The organism is Hymenobacter canadensis, assembly GCF_027359925.1.
In the GTDB taxonomy this organism is placed as follows: domain Bacteria; phylum Bacteroidota; class Bacteroidia; order Cytophagales; family Hymenobacteraceae; genus Hymenobacter; species Hymenobacter canadensis.
The window spans coordinates 1,626,851-1,645,960 of the sequence record NZ_CP114767.1 but is presented as its reverse complement, the minus strand read 5'-3'; the positions used below and the strand labels follow the sequence as shown (position 1 = coordinate 1,645,960).

Below are 19,110 nucleotides of genomic sequence, written 5' to 3'. Positions count from 1 at the left end.
CCGCCAAGACGACCAAAGAAAAGAAGGCCGCCAAAGACGAGAAAAAAGCGCTGAAATCCCGTCAGCAAGACTAGATTGCCAGGAGGTTCGTCTGCCACAGACGAACCTCTTTTTATTTTACGCTATTCCTGCCCCCTCCCAATGGCTCAGCGCATCGCCCTCATCACGCTGGTAGTAGCCGAATACGACGAAGCCATTGAATTTTACACTCAGAAGCTGGGTTTCCAGCTCCTGGAAGACACCCGCCTGAGCGACGAGAAACGCTGGGTGCGCGTGGCGCCGCCCGGCCCCGGCGGCGCCGAGCTGCTGCTGGCGCAGGCCGCTAATCCGGAGCAGATATACTGCATCGGCAGCCAGACCGGCGGCCGGGTGGCGCTATTCCTCTACACCGACGACCTGCAGCGCGACTATCGGCGGCTGGTAGCGCAACAGGTCCGGATTGTGCGCCCGCCGGTGCAGGAGCCCTACGGGTGGGTGCTGGTGTTCAGTGATTTGTACGGCAATCTGTGGGACTTGCTGGAGCCAGTATAATCTATCATTCCGAGCGGAGCGAGGAATCTGGATATTTCTGTCGTAACAAACTCAGATTCCTCGCTCCGCTCGGAATGACAGGTTACTACAGTGTGTAATACACCTCCTTTTCCTTGTCGTGGTGCTTGATGTAGCCGTGAAGCGTGAGCTTGATGAGGGTGCGGTAGGCGCGGCGGCGGCCCAGGTTCAGTAGCTTCATGTACTGGTTGAGCGTCAGGCGCGGGTTTTTCTGCAGGTAGTCGAGCACGGCCAGCTCTTCGCGGTTGAGAGGCATTTTCTCCAGGCGCGGCATGTCCGGCGGGTCGTGGCGCTGCAGCACTTTTTCGGTGAGCTGGCTGGTTTGCACGCTTTCGTCGCGCACGCGCACGTAGCTACGCCAGTCGCCGTCGGCTACTTGGGCGCGGTGCGGCTTGTGCGGGCTTTCGGCCACCGTTACCACCAGCACCGTCAGGCCATCGTGCTCCACTTCCTGAATCTGCAGGGCCAGCGCGGGCTCCACGTACTGCCGGGCCGCCTGGCGCAGCAGGTAGATTTCTTCCTCAGCGTCGCGCACGCCCACAATGCGGCCGTCGTCTTCCACGCCCACCAGCACCCGGCCGCCGTGCGTATTGGCCAGCGAAGCCAGCGTGCGCGAGATGCGCGACGGGTGCGTGGTTTTCTTCTTGAACTCCAACTGCTCGCCCTCGCCCTGCCGGATAAGTTGTTCTAGTTCGGTCATGGTGCTACACGCTTACGCCGGTTTCCTCTTCCGAAATCCGCCAAAGGCGCGCGGCATCGGTGCGGCTTTGTGAGCGGGCCGAGCAGCGACCGGGGCGGGTGTTTTTGAAGTAGCGCCCACTCACGCGGGCCACTTCCGGCGCCGCGGCCAGATAGAGGCTAGTGCGCGCGCCTTGTTCCGGCGAAATCATAAACGGCTTGGCTGGATACCATAGTGCCTTCATGCCCCAGGAACTGCCCGCGTGCACCAGGCCGGTATCCACCATGCCCGGATGCAGGCAATTGGCCGTGACGCCGGTCAGCTCCAGGCGGTGGGCCAGCTCGTTGGTGAACAGGATGTTGGCCAGTTTCGAGTCGGCGTAGGCCGTGAGCCAGCTGTAGTTGTTGGGGGCGTTGCGCGCTTCCTGCGAAAACTCAATCTCACCCAGCCAATGCGCCTCCGAAGCCACCGTCACGATGCGCCCGGCCCCGGTTTCCACCAGCAGCGGCAGCAGCAGGTTGGTGAGGGCAAAAACCGACAGGTGGTTGGTGGCCCAGCTCAGCTCGTGGCCTTCGGCCGTAACCGTGAGCGGGCCGGGCATAATGCCCGCGTTGTTGACGAGAATATCCAGCTGCGGATAGTCACGCTGAATCTCGGCGGCCAGGCGGCGCACGTTGCTCAGCAGCGACAGGTCGAACAAACGCACATCAAGGACAGCATCGGGCACGGCGGCCAGGATGGCGGCACGGGCCCGCTCGGCTTTGTCGGGGTTGCGGCCAACCAGGATGACGCGGGCGCCCTGCCGGGCCAGCTCGCGGGCCGTCACCAGCCCGATGCCCGAGGTAGCGCCCGTGACCAAAGCCGTTTTGTGCCGAAGTGGAAAGAGAGAAGAAACGGCCATGCGCAACGAAAACGGTGGATAGCGAAAAAGAAAAACAGCTACGGAATCTACTAACGAAAAAACACTCCCCGGAAGTTTGCCTGGCGTGCTGCCCATAGCCTGCCTGGTAGCAGCAGCGCGAACTACAAAGTTTGCGCTACTATACAACGAATCTGAATCTGGCAAAGCCGCCGGGTCCTGTGCGAATTCCCAGGTACCATTACGCCTACAGTACGGCGGCAGGAGCAAAGCCGTTTTCCCGTTGTCCTGCCCGGTAGCTGGCGCCGCAGCCGCAACTCATCCTACACAAAAAATGCCGCCCCCGTGCAGGGAGCGGCATTTATTTTGACGATGCGAGTTCTGCTTAGAACGGCAGGTCGTTGTCGTCGTCCGAGGCGATGGGCGCCGAAGAAGCGCGCAGGTTCGGGTTCTGGTTTTGTGCGGGAGCAGCGGCCCGGGGGGCAGCTTGCTGGTAGCTGCCACCACCCTGCGGAGCCGAAGCGCCACCGGCAGCCGACTCAATGCGCCAGGCTTCCAGGTTGGTGAAGTACAGCATCTGGCCGTTCTTGTTGAAGCCGCGGCCGCGCAGGTTGAAGGCAATCTTCACCTCGTCGCCCACTTTGAACGGGTCGATGAGGGCGGTTTTGTCCTGCACCAATTGGAACTTGATATGCTCAGGGTACTGGCCATCTACAACTTCCAGCACGAATTCGCGCTTGCGGAATTTCTCGCTCACCTGCTGTTCATCGAAGATTTCGTGCAGGCGGCCGGTAGCATCGTAAGCCATAAGGGTAATATTTTGGAGGGGTGAAAACAGTAGATCAAACGTACGAAAAAAAATGGGTTTCGGCTACCCGCCTTAGCACGCCCGGGGCGCAGCGCCCTACGTACCTTTGCCTTACGACCCCACATTTATTTTTGCCCGTCTGCCCATGAACATTCCCTTTGCCTTGGCCATCCATGGCGGAGCCGGCACTATTTCGCGCCAGCTCATGACGCCCGAAAAAGAACAGGCTTACCTGGCGGCCCTGCGCCAGAGCCTGGAGGCCGGCCACGCGGTGCTGCGCCAGGGCGGCCCCGCCCTCGATGCCGTGGAAGCTGCCGTGCGCAGCCTCGAAGACTGCCCGCTGTTCAATGCCGGCCGCGGTGCCGTGTTCACCCACGACGGCCACCACGAAATGGATGCCGCCATCATGGACGGGCGCAACCGCGCCGCGGGCGCCGTGGCCGGAGCCCGCGCCGTGCAGAACCCCATCCGGGCGGCCCGCCTCGTGATGGAGAAAACGGACCACGTGCTGCTGGCCTACCCTGGCGCCGATGAGCTGGCCCAGGAGCATGGCCTGCCGCTGCAGCCGGCCGAGTACTTTTTCACCCAGCACCGCTACGACCAGCTGCAGGAGGCGCTGCAGGAAGGCCGCATGCGCCTCGACCACTCGCAGGCCCAGCCCGCCGATAGCTCGCCGGCCACGCACGAAGACCCGAAAAAGAAAATGGGTACCGTGGGTGCCGTCGCCCTCGACCAGCACGGCAACCTGGCTGCCGCCACCAGCACCGGCGGCATGACCAACAAGCGCTACTCCCGCATCGGCGACTCGCCCATCATCGGCAGCGGCACCTTCGCCGACAACCGCACCTGCGCCATCAGCTGCACCGGGCACGGCGAGTTTTTTCTGCGCGCCGTGGTGGCGCACGATATCAGCTGCCTGATGGAGTACCGGGGGCTCAGTCTGGCCGAAGCCTGCCGCGTGGTCGTGCACGACAAGCTGGCGCCCGTGGGCGGGGAGGGAGGATTGGTAGCGGTGGATGCCGCCGGCAACCTGGCCCTGCCCTTCAACTCCGACGGCATGTACCGCGGCAGCGTGAGTGCCGCTTCCGACTACTACCTGGGCATTTACAAAGACTAGCCGAACGGCGGTTTTTCGCGCCTATATATATAAGGAGTAGGCCGCTCGTTTGCGGATAAAGCAGAATGCCCACCCAAACACTCGGTTTGGGTGGGCATTCTGCTTGTTGATCAGATGGTTAAATGCCGTTCGGGGCGGCTGCCGGGGCGTTGGCATCCCGGCCCGCCGTCAGCTGTACTGATTCGGCGGCCTGCTGGCGTAGCTTCAGGTCAGGGTAGAATTCGCGCTGCTCTACATCGTAGAGGTTACCCTTCACCAGCACGTGCAGCAGCATGCTCTCGATAGAAATGGCCTCGCCCTTTTTGGCAGCGGGCGCATTGTTATGCTCCAGCTTTTGCCCGTCCATGATGACGACCAGGTTCGAGCCGATGGCTTCCATCTGGTTGCCTTCGGTGATGAGCACGCCCGTGTCTTCGCCCAGCCCAATGCCAATTAGCTTGGGGTGCAGGGCCACGGCCTCGATGATGCGCCCGAACCGGCCGCGCTTCACGAAGTGCGAGTCAATCACCACGCTGTCAATCAACCCCAGGCCAGTGCCCATCTTCACGGCGCCTTTCATCAGGGCATCCGGCACGCTGCCACCTTTGATCATGGTTTTGGACATGGCCATGGCGCCGGCCGAGGTGCCGGCGATGATGAAGTTGGGCTGCTCATAGTAGCGCTGCCGCAGAATCTGTAGGAACTCCGAGCCGCCGAACATCTGGATGAGGCGCGACTGGTTGCCGCCGCTCATCATCACCACATCGGCTTGGCGCAGGCGCTCCAGGTACTCCGGCTGGCGGGCATCCTCGGGGGTGCGGATATCCATAATGTTCACGTTGTTGCAATTCAGCATCGTGAACGAGGAAATATAGATGCGGGCCACCTCTTCCGGAATCATGGAGGCGGTGGTAATCACCTCAATGCGCGGGTCTTCCTTGCCGGATTCCAGCACGACCCGTTTCAGAATGCCCAACTCGAAAAAGTTGAGGTAGTATTTCTTCTTGGTACGAGGGTTCGGGTAGGTGCCCTTGTCTTCGTTGCCGCCAATGGCAATGAGCTTACCGAGGGGTTTGGAGGTCATCAAAGCAAAAAATCAGCAAATGGAAAAACGAAATGTAGCATGCTGGCCCGCTGCAAGCAAGCTTCGGGCCAGAGGAATTAGTAGAGGCGGCACCGCGCAGAACGGCGCCGTCTCCTATTTCAACAGTACGTCGAACGTGCTGGTTGCGACGGAATGATAATTGGGCCGGGCCTCGGCGTAGAGCCGGCGGGCCCGCGCGGTACCGTCGGGCGTAGCCAGCAGCGCCTTGTAGAGCGGCACCAGAAACTTGCGCCGGCCTACCTGCGTCAGGAACTGGTGCAGCGCTTGGTCGGCAGGGGAGTAGCTGGCCGCAATGGTGTGCGGAAACCAGGCCGCCAGAATTTCGGCGTTGCCGGACTGTGTGAACCCGAAGGCCGCGTCCAGCTCGGCCAGCTGCTCCAACGAAAGCGGCGCCGACAGTTGGTGCAGGAAGTACACCCATTCGTGGCTGCTCCAGTTGGCGGTAGGCAGGCCGGCGGCCGGCGCGCCCTGCTGCCACCGGGCCTCAGCGGCCACCACCGCTTCGAACCGCTCCGATGCTACCGGCGGCGCCACGGCCGGAATGCCGGGCTGGTTCACCCAGGCATCCAGCTGCAGCTTAGCTTCCAGGCCGGGGTGCTGGTCGAGCAGTTCGCGGCGCAGGTACGCTATGAACGAGGCCGTGTCCATGCTCTGGAAACTGTGCCGCGCGAAGTACTCCTTAATAAAGGTGTCGAGAGCAGGCCGGCCTACCAGATGTTCGAGGGTTAGCAGGAGGTAGTCGCCCTTCTCGTAGGCAATTTCGTTGAGGCCTTCGTCGGGGTCGCGCCCGGCCAGGTTGAGGTGCAGGTGGGTGTCGGGGCTGGTGGCGCCGAGCTCCGCCACGGTGTGGAGCAGGGCCGAGTGGCCCAGCACCTGAAGCATATCAGCATAGGGGCGGCCGTAGAGCTGCTCCATAATGCGGCGCTCGAAGTATACCGTGAAGCCTTCGTTCAACCAGAAATCATTCCAGGTGGCGTTGGTCACGAGGTTGCCGCTCCAGGAATGGGCCAGCTCGTGAGCTACCAGGCTGGTCAGGCTCCGGTCGCCAGCCAGAATAGTCGGCGTTACAAATGTTAAACGTGGATTTTCCATGCCGCCGAACGGAAAGGAGGGAGGCAGCACCAGCAAATCGTACCGTTCCCAGCGGTAGGGGCCGTACAGATCCTCGGCGGTGGCTACCATTTTCTCCAGGTCCTCAAACTCTTTAGTGGCGGTTGGCAGCGTCACGGGCTCAGCGTAGATTCCGGTGCGGGCACTCAGCGGCGTGAACTGCAGGTCGCCGACGGCCAGGGCCATGAGGTAGGCCGGGATGGGCTGTTCCATCCGGAAGTGGTACTCGCCGGTGGCGCTGCGCTCCTGCGGGTTGGTAGCGCTCATCAGGGCCAGCATTTCCACCGGCGCCTGCACCCGCGCTTCGTAGGTGAAGCGGATACCCGGCGAGTCCTGGCACGGAATCCAGGTGCGGGCCAGGATGGCCTGCGACTGGGTGAACAGAAACGGGTGCTGGCGGCCGGCCGTCTGCCCGGGGCTCAGCCACTGCAGCGCCGCCGCGTCGGGCGTGGTCTGGTACCGGATGCTGACCTCCGTGGTGTCGGGCCGGATGCTGATGCGCAGGGGCTGGCCCAGCACGGCATCGGCAGGGCCCAGCTCAAACGGGGTAGCCTCACCGTCCGGGGCGCCCAGCCACACGGCCTCGATGTGCAGGTCGCGGGCGTCGAGCAGCAGCTCGGTGGCGCTGGCGTTGTGGAGCTGCCAGGTAGCAGTGCCGCGCAGCAGGCGGGCGTCGAAGTCCACAGCCAGACTCAGGTCGAGGTGCCGGACGCTGACCTCCAGCGGCCGGGCGTAGCTGTGAGGATCGGGGGTGAGGTGGGGGGCAGCAGTAGGTGCAGACATATAGCGAAGAACACGTGAGCCACCGCCGGGGGGCAGCAGCGGATAGGGGCCAAAGATAGCCAAAACAGTATGCCGCCAGTGGCGCGCGCCACTGGCGGCACAGTGCCGGACCATTGCCCAGCTTACTCCGGCTGCCCCAAAAAAAGCGGTGGCCCTGGCTGGTAGCAACAGGCGAATGTATTGGCAAAACGAGTAACTTGCCACATATAAGAGAAGCTGAACAAGGGGCAACTTATCGTTCCGGAATGCAGTTAAAAGCGCAGTTGGCCGGGGTGGGTACGTTGTTACCCGGCCCGCCAACAATTGTCCGTTCTCTTATCCTCTCTCCAACTGCATGAATTCACCGTTCCGTCCGGCTTTCTTTTCCACCCTGTTGTTCTGGCTCATGAGCCTCACGATGCTGGCCTCTGCCACCTCGTGCAGCCAGGAGCAAAAGGCCCAGATCAAGGAAGCCCTGCCTGGCACCCCGGCCAAAGCCGGTGGGCAGCAGCCTACTCTCGACAGCGTATATGTAGTACGCGCCATGAATGCCGAGCCTAAATTCAAGGACCAGGTGGAATGGGCCAAGAAGTTCTACCGCGAGCGGCAGTTCCGGTTGGGCTGGTTCCGCAACCACGAGCTGGTACCGCAGGCTAAAACTATGCTCGGCGTTATCAACAAGGCCGGCGACGAAGGGCTTGATCCTAAAGAGTACAAAACCAAGGACTTCGAGAAGCTGTTTGCCGATCTGGAGACCGTGCAGGGTGATTCCGTCAAGCGCAACGCGCTGGAAAAGGAGATTGACGTCGCTTTGTCCGGCACCTATTTCAACTGGGCTTCCGACTTCTACCGGGGCACTGTAGACCCGCGCGCAGTCAAGACCATCGACTGGCAGGTGAAGCGCAACAAGATCAAGCTGCACAAGGCCCTGATGACGATCCTGCAGGAGCGGGAAAGCACCTACCCCTACTATGAGTTCGAGCCGCTGCATCCGGAGTATGAGCAGCTGAAAAAGGTCTTGGCCGACTACCGCGCTTTGCAGCGGAACGGCGGTTGGCCAACGCTACCCGTTACCACCAAGCTCAAGCCTGGGCAGGCCACGCCGGCCGTTGCTACGCTGCGCCAGCGCCTGATGGGCACCAAGGCTGCCCCGATGGCTGCTCCCGTAGCGGCCGCTGCTACCGAGGGCACTCCGGCTCGCACAGTGGCCAACAATCCAGCAGCGGTGGCCCCTGTTGCCGCAGTGCCGGCCGAGAAATATGATGCCGAACTGGTGGAAGCTGTGAAAAATTTCCAGAGTCAGAACGGCCTCAATCCGGACGGAGTAGTGGGGGGCGAAACCCTGCGTTTGCTCAATGTACCCGTGTCCCAGCGCATCGACCAGATCATCGTGAACATGGAGCGCTGGCGCTGGATTCCGAAGAAGTTTGAGGCCGACTACCTGCTGGTAAACATCCCCGATTACAAGCTGCACGTTGTCGAAGCCAACAAGGAAGTATTCGACATGCGCGTGATTGTGGGCAAGGCGCTCAACGCTACGCCGGTCTTCTCCGACAAGATGGAATACGTGGTGCTGGCTCCCTACTGGAACGTGCCCTACAGCATCATCGATAAGGAGATGCGCCCCAAGCTGGCTGCCAATGCGCAGTCCTACCTCGACCGCCTCGATATGGAAGTGGTGAAGGGTTCGGGTGCCAAGGCTACCCCGGTTGACCCCAACAGCGTCAACTGGGCCAGCCTCACGCCGGCCACCTGGAAGTACACGTTGCGCCGCCGCCCAGGGCCTAAAAATGACCTCGGCGACGTGAAGTTTATCTTCCCGAATTCCAACGATGTTTACCTCCACGACACGCCCCACGACGAACTGTTCAGCCAGGCCAAGCGCGGCTTCAGCCACGGCTGCGTGCGGGTAGCCGAGCCCCTGAAGCTAGCCGAATACCTGCTCCGCAACAAGCCCGGCTGGGACATGACCAAGATCGAAGAGACGATTGCGGGCCGCAAGGAACTGTACGTAAACTTGCCAAAGCACGTGCCAGTGTATCTGGTCTACTTCACCTCGTGGGTAGATGAAGCCGGCAACGTGAACTTCCGCGACGACATCTATGGCCACGATAAATCCTTGGCCAAGGAGTACTTCAACTAGCCACCACCCGGCGCTTCCAAGTGCCGTTAATCAACAACGCAAAAGCCCTGCTTGCCTTCCCGGCAGGCAGGGCTTTTGCGTTGTTGGCGGGTTGCTGACCAGCCGAGCTATTGGCTTCATCCGGTCCTCCCTGCAAGGCAAACAAGGGGAATAGAACCTATCTGCATAGGGATGCAGTAAGCAAGGAAGACTATTTACAATTGTATTACATATGTAAACTAGGTGTTCGCTGTGTTTCATTTGTAATCAGAGTTAGGTCTAGTAAAAATCCATTTACAATTGTATTGGCAAATAGTGTTATGCTGCAAAGGACTCTAAAGGCTGTACATTTGTAACTGAACCCGTCAATGGTATGGTAGAGCGCATCAGGGAAATTCTGCAGTCAAATCAGCTAACCCCAACGCAGTTTGCGGACAGCATTGGCGTGGCCCGGCCCATTATCAGCCATATTCTGAGCGGGCGCAACAAGCCCAGCCTGGAAGTAGTGCAGAAGATCGTAGCAGCCTTTCCGCAGCTCTCGCTGGATTGGTTGCTCAGAGGAGCCGGCAGTATGCTGGCCGGCACCCCGGTAGCCGCTTCCGCTGCCGATGTCCGGAGCCCCGCTGCCGCTACCCTCTCACCTGAGCAGCCTTCTGGCCAGCCAGTTGCCCAAAAAGCCGCTAAAGCACCCCGCTACCAGCCGCAGCCCGCATCCGTGGGGGCAGAGTACCATCAGCGTGCTGAGAGTGCTCAGGGAGGGGCGCCGGCTTATCTGCCGTTGCACGCGGTGCCTGTTGCGCCTGTTGCTGTTGCTCCTCCTACTATTGCTGCGCCAGCTGCTGCGCCTCCTGTTGTGCCAGGCAGCCAATCCGGTATGGCAGCCGCCACCGTAGCTGCTACTGCACCCGAGCCGGTAGCGCCTGTGTTGGCCGTTGCACCAGTAACCGTTGAGGCTGTTGCTGCCACGGCATCCGTAGCAACGCCTGTTCAGGCGGTAGATGTGTCCTTGGCCAGTGCCTTCGCTGAGCCTGGCCGGGTGATCCGGCGGATCGTGATATTCTACCAGGATGGTACGTTTACCGACTATCAGCCGGAGCCCCGACTGTCCTGATAGCTAGCTAACGCTGCAGGAAGCTAAAATGCTTATTATTGAGGATTAACAGGCAGTTGGGGGTAGCTGAGTGCAATTTGTCAGTGACAATAACTGCCTGTTAATGGGAGTATTCTGAACGGTGTTTCAGGCCCTTGTATAGCCATTATTTCAGCTGGTGTTGAATGTTGTTTGTTATATAAAAACTTTGTAATTTGTTTGTATCTGTAATCGATCTACTTTGAATTTTAAAAACCATAATATCAGTTAATTATAGCGAAATGTTGAAGTGTTGGTTTTGATATAATAAGGTAGTGGGAGACATTGAATAGTTGAATTTTGTGTTCCCCGTGTTTAGACAGCTGGTTGAAGTTGATACATGCTAAATAACTTACCTGAGATAAAAGCTGGTAAAGTCATAGAATGAATATTGCTACGTCAGCTAACTGAATTAGAGATACTAACGAAGCTGCCAAAACTTTACAGGGTTTCTGACATCGGCTGCGTAGTTTCTATGAGCCGATACGAGGGTTGCCTGACGGCTGGTAGCGCCGTTCAGGAAATTGTGGAAGGAGGCTGTTTCTGCTACTCGCTGTGGCCTCTGCTTCTGGGTGAGTAACTGTTAGCCAACTGTTGTTTACTTATGTAATGGGCTGCGGGCGGGTTGGTATTGCGCTGCGCAACACGGTTTCTGCTTCGGGGTAGAAAAATGATGGGGCCTGAGCAAACACGAGGGGCCGACGAGTTGGGGATTTTCGGGTTGCTGCTTATCTTTGGGCTATGAAAAAATTCCGTCTGCTCTTCCTGCTTGCCGCCAGCGCGCCGTTGTTCCTGACTTCCTGCTCGCAAGCCCCCGATGCCGAGAAAGACCCCAACGCCGATGCGGAGTATAAGCGCAGCCACCGCGCCGAAGGCTACCGTGAAGCCCAGCGCAGCAACGTCAACTACTAATAGCTGCCTCCGGTACCGGCCGGCCGCCGGCCGCACTGCCTGACTATGGCCCCTGCCGGTCCGGCCCGCTGGTGCCAGCCTGATACAAAAACCGCAACGCCCCATCCGACCTAAGTCAGATGGGGCGTTGCGGTTTTTGGTGGTGGGAGAGCTAGACTACTGCGTATTGCGCCTGTGCAGGCACTGGCGGAGCCGGAAGCAGGTGCGGCAGAGCAATAGTGGCCAGCAGTTCGTCTTCGAGCAGCGCGGCCCAGGTGCGCAGGTACAGCACCACATCGTCGCGCTGGTTGTGGCGCAGGGCGTTGCGGCGCTCAAACGGAATGGCCCGGCGGATTGCGGGGTCGGAGAGGCGCTCCAGGTGCGCCAGGTCGGTGCGGGTGAAGCCTACGGCCAGCATTTCGTCGATGGTCTGGTCGATGGGCAGGCCACTGGTGGGGCAATAGTCGGTGAGCTGCCGCTCCCAGTCGCCGTAGCGCTGCATGGCTCGGGTGTGGATTTCGGCTTTGGTGAGCTGGGTAACCGTCTGGGCCAGGTGGCCGCAGTTGCAGCTGCCCATATGACCCCACTGGTAGGGGGCCTGAGTGGCCAGGCGGTGCGCCGTGTCGCGCAGGGCCTGAATGACGGCAAGGGTGCGTTGAGCCATAAGGACGAAAGGCTGAAGGGTACGGCAGTGGCAACAGCGCCACCATCTCTACAATCCGGTTGCCCCGGATTTTGTTTTGCGGCCGGCCAGCTGCTGCCCCAACAAAAAAAGGGTAGCCCCAACCACTGGTTGAGGCTACCCTTTTTTTGCGTTTACTCTGAAGCAGCGGTAGCAGCTTCCTGGGTCAGGCTACTGCGGGCGTCCGCCGCCGCTGCCGCCGCGGAAGCGCCGCTGGCCCGAGCCGGAGCCCTGGCTGCTGCCGGGCGTCCGCTCACCAGCGGGCCGCGACGAAGCCGCGGAGCTGCTGCGGTGGCCACCGCTGGCGCCGCGTTCCTGGCCGCCGCGGGGGGCGCCGCTCTGCTGGCCCTGGCGCGGCGCGCGGCCGCCACCCTGGCCTCCGCCACCACCTTCGCGGCCCGGGCGGGCTGGGCGGCCGGCGGGGCCTTTCGGGCGCTTGATGGGGGCACCGCCGTGCAACAGCACCGGCGCCACCGAGCGGGTGGTGTAAGGGTGATCCTCAATCAGGTCGATCTGCCGACGAATCAGCTTCTGGATATCCTGCAGGTAGGCGCGCTCCTCGTCTTCCACAAACGTGAAGGCCGTGCCGAAGGCCCCGGCGCGGCCCGTCCGGCCGATACGGTGCACGTAGGTTTCGGGCTCGTTGGGTACCTCGTAGTTGATAACGTGGGTCAGCTCATCGACGTCGATGCCGCGGGCGGCAATGTCGGTAGCGACCAGCACGCGGGTGGTGCCGGCCTTGAAGCTGCTGAGGGCCCGCTGGCGGTGGTTCTGGCTTTTGTTGCCATGGATGGCTTCGGCCGGAATGTTGGCCTTCTCCAAGGTCTTCACCACCTTATCGGCGCCGTGCTTGGTGCGCGTGAACACCAGCACCCGGCGGATTTCCTGGTTTTGCAGCACGTGCTCCAGCAGGGCCGGCTTGTCGTTCTTGTCTACCAGATACACGCCCTGCGTTACCGTGTCAGCAGTGCTCGAAACGGGCGTTACGGCCACTTTCACCGGGTTGGGGCGCAGGATGGTGGAGGCCAGCTCCTGAATCTGGCCGGGCATGGTGGCCGAGAAGAACAGCGTCTGGCGCGAGGCCGGCAGCTTGGGCAGAATGCGCTTGATGTCGTGGATGAAACCCATGTCGAGCATGCGGTCAGCTTCATCCAGCACAAATACTTCCACGTGGCGCAGATCCACGAAGCCCTGGTTCATAAGGTCGAGCAGGCGGCCGGGAGTGGCAATGAGCACTTCCACGCCGCGCTTGAGAATCTGCACCTGCGGGTGCTGGCCCACGCCACCGAAGATGACGGTAGAGCGCAGCTTGGGCAGATGGCGGCCATAGGCCTTGAAGCTTTCCCCGATCTGGATGGCCAGCTCGCGGGTAGGCGTGAGCACCAGGCAACGGATGCGGCCGGGCGCGTGGCGTTCTACCTGAGCCGTCTGGTGCAGAATCTGCAGAATCGGAACGGTGAAAGCGGCGGTTTTGCCGGTGCCGGTCTGGGCGACACCCAGCAGGTCGTGGCCTTCCAGCACTTGCGGAATGGCTTGCTGCTGAATAGGCGTGGGGGTAGTGTAGCCTTCCTCGTGCAGGGCACGCAGGATAGGCTCAATAAGGTTAAGGTCGTCGAAGATCATCAAACGGAAAAAGGAAAAACGGAGCCGCCAACGGAGGCGGCTAAACTATCGGATGTGCCGCTGAGGGGGCACGAGTCCGCAAAGGTCGGTGGTTTTACGGCGACTTTGTGGTAGTAGACGCTGCCGAAGCTGGCGCAACAGCTAAACAGGCCGCCAAAAAGCCGGATAAGTCAGCCCTGCCAACCTGGGCTTTATGGGCAGCAGGATAGCGCCAAGCCAGAAAATAGCGCTAATACAATGTTGTAAATAGTTGAGAGACAACAGGTAAAATAATTATTGATTTGGTGCCAAGGCCGGAGCTGGAGCCGGGACAGCGCCTCTACAACCCCGGCAGCCGTAAAAACCGTTTACTTTTCGGAAAATAAACCTGAATTCCTTTCCGAACATGCACGTAACCGACCGAAAAACCGCCTACGATGGCCACTTCAAACTTCGTCTGCTGACGGTGCAGGACGGCGACGAGCAGCTGAAGCGGGAGCGTTTCGAGCCGGGCCGGGCGGTGGCCGCGCTGGTCTGGGACACCAAAAAAGAGCAGTACGTGCTTACCCGGCAGTTCCGCATCGGGCCGGAAGCCGAAATGCTGGAGCTGGCCGCCGGCATGATCGACGGCGACGAGGCCCCGGAAACCGCCATCCGCCGCGAGCTGCACGAGGAACTGGGCTACGACGTAGACCAGCTGGCGCAGATTGCCCGCATCTATCCGTCGCCCGGCACGAGCGCCGAGGTCATCACGGTGTTTTTCGCCGAGGTCAGCCACCAGTCGGGGCAGGGCGGCGGACTGGCCGAGGAAAGCGAGAAGATAGAAGCGGTGTTCCTGAGTGCCGAGCAGCTGCAGCAGCAGCTGTTCGAGGACGCCAAGACGATTATTGCGGTGCAGTGGGCGCGCCTGCATCGGTAGCGGCTGCCGGCCGGTTTGTACAAATGGTTTGAAACAGAAAAGGGCCTTCCACGGAAGACCCTTTTCTGTTTGGATTACGCTGTAAGACGCAGGAAATAATCTGATAAACAGATTATTGGGTTTTTACCACGTACTCAAAAGTCTGCTTGGTTTTGATGTCGTTGATAACCAGGGTCAGGTCCTGCGGCGTCTCAGTTTTAACAAATGGAATGGCGCGCTTGCTTACGTACAGGTCGCGGTTCCAGAAGCGGCCCTGGCCTTCTGGCAGCGCGGGCACGTTGAATACCTCCTTGCCATCCTTGTCCTTGGCTACCACGCTCAGGTAGGCCGGGTCGGCGTTGGCCCCGCCGCGGCGGTACATCGTCACGACCAGCAAACCACCGGCGGGCAGCTGGCTGAAGCGGCGCTGGTAAGTGGTATCGGCCCAGCTTTTGAGCTTCTTCAGCTCGTCGATTTCGGTGAGCAGCTCGGCATAGGGGCGGTAGGCCACGCGGGTTACGCAGGCGTCTACCTCGGCGTCCTCGTCGGTGTTTTTCGTGACGTTGAGCACGTACTGGCACTCTTCGTCCTTCTTGGGGAACGTGTATTTCTTGCGGGGCTTGCCGGGCATATACTGGGCCGACGCCGCCAAGCTGCAAAGTAGGAGGAACGCGAGGAGGAGATGTTTCTTCATGAGGAGGAATAAGAAATAAGCCGGTAGTCAGGGTTGCGGCCACTCAAAGGTACGCACGGGAAAAGCCTATTGTACCAGGTTTCGTCTAAAAAGCAGCTAGGCCCGCCCAAGGCCCCCGCCAGGCCGCTCAGTGCCCGATCTGCAAGTGCTGAGCAAGGCCGCCGGGCCGCCTGCGGTGCGCGGGCCAGGCAAACTTGATCTAAGCATAATACCACCGTAATGCCCCGGTAATGGTGGTTGCCGACCTTTGAAGCGGGTTAAAACGGCTTTCCGATATGCACGCTCCCCTGACGTTTCCGGTGCTGCGCCGTGTAGTGCGCGCGCTGGCCTATCTGCTCTTCCAGCTGGCCCTGGTCGGGGCCTTTGTGCTGCGCTCCGTGGGGGCACTGCGGCTGCCATTTCGCTTTGGCAATGCCGATGAGGCCTCGCAGCCCGAGCGGGGCGGGGCCCGTACGCTGCCCAGCGCCCGCCTCCGGCCCCGTCCCGCCTTCCGATGAGTGGCAAGCCCGCCAAACGCCGCCGCGTAGAAGTGGCCGTCATCTCAGATGTGCACCTGGGCACCTACGGCTGCCACGCCACGGAGCTGCTGCGCTACCTGAAAAGCATCCGGCCACGGGTGCTGGTGCTCAACGGCGACATCATCGACATCTGGCAGTTCAGCAAAAACTACTGGCCCGCCGCCCACATGCGGGTGGTGCGCCACTTGGCTGGCCTGGCCGCCAAGGGCGTGCGCATTCACTACCTCACCGGCAACCACGACGAGCTGCTGCGTAAGTTTGCGGGTACCCGGCTGGGGGCGTTGCGCATCGAAAACAAGCTGGTGCTCGACCTGCCCCACGGCAAAACCTGGCTTTTTCACGGCGACGTGTTCGACGTGACCATGCGCCACTCACGCTGGCTGGCTCGCCTCGGAGCCCAGGGCTACGACCTGCTGATCCTGCTCAACCGCCTCGTGAACTGGGGCCTGCTCAAGCTGGGCCGGCCCCGCGTGGCGCTGTCGAAGGTGGTGAAGGACCGCGTGAAAAGCGCCGTGAGCCTGGTGAGCGACTTCGAGCAGACGGCCGCCGACATTGCCGCCGACCGGGGCTACCGCTACGTGGCCTGCGGCCACATTCACTGCCCCGAAATCAGGCCCGTAGCCACGGCTCAGGGCGAGGTGGTGTACCTCAACTCCGGCGACTGGGTGGAAAACCTCACCGCGCTGGAGTACACCCCTGAAGCTGGCTGGAGCCTCTACCGCTACGCCACCGACCCGCGGATGCAGCAGCCCGAGCCGGCCACGCCCGCCCCCGACGAGGCCGACACCGCCGCCGACACGCCCGTGGCCGCGCTGCTGGCGGGCCTGCTGCTCGAAATGAATATGAAGCAGCCTGCCGCCGGGAGCCAATGACCGGGCCGGGCTAAGAAACGCCGCTCGGCTGGCCGGCCAGCAGCGCATGAGTTAACGCATACTTTTTACCTGTTCCGTTTCTACTTGAATATCCTCTACGCCATTCAGGGCACCGGCAACGGCCACCTAAGCCGGGCCCTCGATATTGTGCCGCTGCTGCAGCAGCGGGCCAGCCGGGTTGATGTGCTGGTGAGCGGCCCGCCCGCCGACATTGAGCTGCCGTTTGCGGTGCGCTACCGCTGCCAGGGCATGGGCTTTGTTTTCGGAAAAAAGGGCGGGGTCAACTTCGTGAAGACCTTCTGGCAGATGAACTCGGCCGCCTTTCTGCGGGAGATTCGCCTGCTGCCCGTGGAAGCCTACGATTTGGTCATCAGTGACTTCGAGCCGGTATCGGCGTGGGCCTGCCGGCGGCAGGGGCTGCCCTGCGTGGCCCTGAGCCACCAGAGCGCCGTGCTGAGCCCCCACGCCCCGCAACCCACCAATGCCGACCTGGTGGGCCGCGCCGTGCTGCGCCATTACGCCCCCGCCACCCACCACTACGGCTTTCACTTTCAGGCCTACGAGCCGCACATTCACACGCCCGTTATCCGGCAGCAGGTGCGGGCGCTGCCTGCCCGCAACGAAGGCCACTACACGGTGTATCTGCCCGCTTTCGAGGAAGAAACGCTGGTGAAGCGGCTGCGCTACCTCAGCCGTTCGGTGCGCTGGGAGGTGTTCAGCAAGCACAGCCGGCAGGAGTCGGAGCACGGCAACGTGTGGGTGCGGCCCGTGAGCGGCGCCGCCTTCGTCGATAGCCTGGCCCGCAGTGCCGGGGTGCTGTGCGGGGCCGGCTTCGAGACGCCCGCCGAGGCGCTCTACCTGGGCAAGAAGCTGCTGGTGGTGCCCATGAAACACCAGTATGAGCAGGCCTGCAATGCCGCCGCGCTGGCGGCCATGGGCGTGCCGGTAGTGAAAAACCTCAAGGACCGCAGCCTCGACGTGCTGGATGAGTGGCTGCGCTTCGGCCAGCCCGTACCGGTCGACTACCCAGACGCCACGGGCGCCGTACTGGACCGGCTGCTGGCCGATGCCGGCGCGGGGTGGCCGGCCTCGGCCCCGGCACTGGTGGTGTAGGCCGCGTGTGCCGGCCTCTGTTTTGCTGCTGTATTGGTCGTGCCGGGGGAGAGGCGGCCTGCCCGCTACGGCTCACCTGCCGGGCTGCGGCGGCTGGGTGGGCCGTCTTTCTGATATTCATCTGTTGCGCGTTTTTATGCCCGATTTGTCTGCTCTGCCTGCCGCTTTCTTCCCGGCTACCACCCCGGCTCTGTTCACCCGCGCTGATTTCGGTGCCGACTTCCGATGGGGCGTTTCGGCGGCGGCCTACCAGACGGAGGGCGCCTGGAATCTGGACGGCAAAGGGCCCAGCATCTGGGACGATTTCGTGCGCCGCCGGGGCCGCATCAAGCGCGGCGAAACCGCCGAGGTAGCCACCGACTTCTACCACCGCTGGCCGCAGGATCTGGAGCTGATGAAACAAATGGGAATACATGATTTCCGCTTTTCCATCGCCTGGTCGCGGATTTTTCCGGAGGGTAGAGGCGGTATTAACCAAAAGGGAATAGACTTCTACGACCGGCTGATAGACGGCTGCCTGGCCCACGGCATCACGCCCTGGCCCACGCTCTACCACTGGGACCTGCCGGCCGCGCTGCAGCAGCTCGGCGGCTGGACCAACCGCTCGGTGGTGGGCTGGTTTACCGACTATGCCCAGCGCGTAGCGGCCCGCCTCGGCGACCGGGTGCAGCACTGGATGGTGCTCAACGAGCCCATGGTGTTCACCGGGGCCGGGCACCTGCTGGGCGTGCACGCGCCGGGCCGCCGCAGCCTGGGCGCATTTCTGGCCGCCACCCACCACGCCGCGCTGGCCCAGGCTGAGGGCGGCCGCGCCCTGCGGGCGGTGCTGCCCGCCACCGCCCAGATCGGCACCACGTTTTCCTGCTCCTACCTCACGCCCTGGCGGCCCGGCCACGCCCGCGACGCCCGCGCCACCGTCCGGGCCGATGCGCTGCTCAACCGCCTGTTCGTGGAACCCGCCCTGGGTTTGGGCTACCCCGTGGCCGACGTGCCGCTGCTAGGCTGGCTGGACCGCTACATGCGCCCCGGCGACGAGGCCCTGCTGCCCTTCGACTTCGACTTTCTGGGCGTGCAGAACTACACCCGGGAAGTAGTGCGCCACGCGCCCTACGTGCCGCTGCTGTGGGCCGCGCTGGTAGGAGCCGCCCGGCGCGGCGTGCCCCACACCGATATGGGCTGGGAAGTGTACCCGGAAAGCCTCTACCACATGCTCCGGCAGTTTGCGGCCTACCCCAACGCGCCCCGCCTGCTGGTGACGGAAAACGGCGCCGCCTTCCCCGACCAGCTCCGCGCCGGCCGCGTGGCCGACCCGGCCCGGCAGGCGTATCTGCAGGCCAGCATCGGGCAGGTGCTGCGCGCCCGGCAGGAAGGCGTGCCGGTGGAGGGGTACTTTGCCTGGTCGTTTACCGACAACTTCGAGTGGGCCGAGGGCTACGGGCCCCGCTTCGGGCTGGTGCACGTGGCCTACGAAACCCAGCGCCGCACCATCAAGGACTCGGGGCATTGGTACCGCCGTTTTCTGGCCGGGGAGGCCAGCCCGGCGGGGCCCGGGGCTCAGGCACTGCCGGCCTGCCAGGCGGGTATTGATGATTCCGTAACTAATTGGTAAAGTTGCCATAAC

At 62.0% G+C, this 19,110-nt stretch carries 18 protein-coding genes; 10 read left to right on the top strand and 8 right to left on the bottom strand.

The genetic code is table 11. From position 1 onward, the window contains the following. The first annotated feature begins 141 nt into the window (after positions 1-141). A complete protein-coding gene (locus O3303_RS07145) occupies positions 142-531 on the top strand; it encodes a VOC family protein (protein ID WP_269561375.1) in 390 nt (129 codons plus the stop codon). Positions 532-616: 85 nt separating this feature from the next. Here the strand turns inward: O3303_RS07145 and O3303_RS07140 are convergent, their stop codons facing one another. From O3303_RS07140 to O3303_RS07130, 3 genes are all read right to left on the bottom strand, one after another. Further along, complete coding sequence (locus O3303_RS07140; RefSeq protein ID WP_269561374.1) at positions 617-1,249, bottom strand: AlbA family DNA-binding domain-containing protein; 633 nt, start codon at positions 1,247-1,249, stop codon at positions 617-619. 4 nt (positions 1,250-1,253) lie between these two features. After that, positions 1,254-2,129, bottom strand: coding sequence for an SDR family oxidoreductase (locus O3303_RS07135; protein ID WP_269561373.1), 876 nt, complete (start codon positions 2,127-2,129; stop codon positions 1,254-1,256). 343 nt (positions 2,130-2,472) lie between these two features. Next, complete coding sequence (locus O3303_RS07130) at positions 2,473-2,895, bottom strand: DUF3127 domain-containing protein (RefSeq protein WP_269561372.1); 423 nt, start codon at positions 2,893-2,895, stop codon at positions 2,473-2,475. Positions 2,896-3,040: 145 nt separating this feature from the next. Here O3303_RS07130 and O3303_RS07125 point away from each other — a divergent pair, with 145 nt between their 5' ends. Further along, entirely contained in the window at positions 3,041-4,012 is a 972-nt protein-coding gene (locus tag O3303_RS07125) for an isoaspartyl peptidase/L-asparaginase family protein (protein ID WP_269561371.1), read from the top strand. A gap of 118 nt (positions 4,013-4,130) precedes the next feature. Here O3303_RS07125 and O3303_RS07120 read toward each other — a convergent pair whose 3' ends face one another. Next, on the bottom strand, positions 4,131-5,075 hold the full coding sequence (locus tag O3303_RS07120) for a cyanophycinase (protein ID WP_269561370.1): 945 nt from the start codon (positions 5,073-5,075) through the stop codon (positions 4,131-4,133). 114 nt (positions 5,076-5,189) lie between these two features. Further along, positions 5,190-6,989, bottom strand: coding sequence for a M1 family metallopeptidase (locus O3303_RS07115; RefSeq protein ID WP_269561369.1), 1,800 nt, complete (start codon positions 6,987-6,989; stop codon positions 5,190-5,192). A 334-nt stretch (positions 6,990-7,323) separates the two neighbouring features. Between O3303_RS07115 and O3303_RS07110 the strand changes: the two genes are divergently transcribed. The 3 genes from O3303_RS07110 to O3303_RS07105 all read left to right on the top strand — a co-directional run bounded on the left by O3303_RS07110 (position 7,324) and on the right by O3303_RS07105 (position 11,131). Next, entirely contained in the window at positions 7,324-9,111 is a 1,788-nt protein-coding gene (locus tag O3303_RS07110) for a L,D-transpeptidase family protein (RefSeq protein WP_269561368.1), read from the top strand. Between the two features lie 352 nt (positions 9,112-9,463). Then, positions 9,464-10,201 carry a helix-turn-helix domain-containing protein gene (locus tag O3303_RS21945; RefSeq protein ID WP_350356613.1) on the top strand — a complete coding sequence of 246 codons (738 nt, stop codon included), beginning with the start codon at positions 9,464-9,466 and terminating at the stop codon, positions 10,199-10,201. Positions 10,202-10,960: 759 nt separating this feature from the next. Then, positions 10,961-11,131 (top strand): hypothetical protein, encoded by a 171-nt coding sequence (locus tag O3303_RS07105; protein WP_269561367.1) that lies wholly within the window; start codon positions 10,961-10,963, stop codon positions 11,129-11,131. A gap of 151 nt (positions 11,132-11,282) precedes the next feature. Here the strand turns inward: O3303_RS07105 and O3303_RS07100 are convergent, their stop codons facing one another. Together O3303_RS07100 and O3303_RS07095 are read right to left on the bottom strand one after the other, a co-directional pair. After that, positions 11,283-11,774: a hypothetical protein gene (locus tag O3303_RS07100; protein WP_269561366.1), complete on the bottom strand. Its 492-nt coding sequence runs from the start codon at positions 11,772-11,774 to the stop codon at positions 11,283-11,285. Positions 11,775-11,963: 189 nt separating this feature from the next. Beyond that, the gene (locus O3303_RS07095; protein ID WP_269561886.1) at positions 11,964-13,415 is read right to left on the bottom strand and encodes a DEAD/DEAH box helicase; all 1,452 of its coding nucleotides are present in this window, start codon (positions 13,413-13,415) and stop codon (positions 11,964-11,966) included. A 385-nt stretch (positions 13,416-13,800) separates the two neighbouring features. Here O3303_RS07095 and O3303_RS07090 point away from each other — a divergent pair, with 385 nt between their 5' ends. Next, complete coding sequence (locus O3303_RS07090) at positions 13,801-14,313, top strand: NUDIX domain-containing protein (RefSeq protein ID WP_269561365.1); 513 nt, start codon at positions 13,801-13,803, stop codon at positions 14,311-14,313. A 112-nt stretch (positions 14,314-14,425) separates the two neighbouring features. Here the strand turns inward: O3303_RS07090 and O3303_RS07085 are convergent, their stop codons facing one another. Then, positions 14,426-14,986, bottom strand: a complete 561-nt coding sequence (locus tag O3303_RS07085) for a hypothetical protein (protein WP_269561364.1) — start codon at positions 14,984-14,986, stop codon at positions 14,426-14,428. Between the two features lie 275 nt (positions 14,987-15,261). Between O3303_RS07085 and O3303_RS07080 the strand changes: the two genes are divergently transcribed. The 4 genes from O3303_RS07080 to O3303_RS07065 all read left to right on the top strand — a co-directional run bounded on the left by O3303_RS07080 (position 15,262) and on the right by O3303_RS07065 (position 19,098). After that, positions 15,262-15,483, top strand: coding sequence for a hypothetical protein (locus tag O3303_RS07080; RefSeq protein WP_269561363.1), 222 nt, complete (start codon positions 15,262-15,264; stop codon positions 15,481-15,483). Continuing rightward, positions 15,480-16,376 carry a UDP-2,3-diacylglucosamine diphosphatase gene (locus O3303_RS07075; protein WP_269561362.1) on the top strand — a complete coding sequence of 299 codons (897 nt, stop codon included), beginning with the start codon at positions 15,480-15,482 and terminating at the stop codon, positions 16,374-16,376. The genes O3303_RS07080 and O3303_RS07075 overlap by 4 nt, the downstream gene beginning before the upstream one ends. Positions 16,377-16,460: 84 nt before the next feature. Further along, positions 16,461-17,489, top strand: coding sequence for a glycosyltransferase family protein (locus O3303_RS07070; protein ID WP_269561361.1), 1,029 nt, complete (start codon positions 16,461-16,463; stop codon positions 17,487-17,489). Positions 17,490-17,625: 136 nt separating this feature from the next. Next, complete coding sequence (locus O3303_RS07065) at positions 17,626-19,098, top strand: GH1 family beta-glucosidase (RefSeq protein ID WP_269561360.1); 1,473 nt, start codon at positions 17,626-17,628, stop codon at positions 19,096-19,098. Positions 19,099-19,110: the final 12 nt, after the last annotated feature.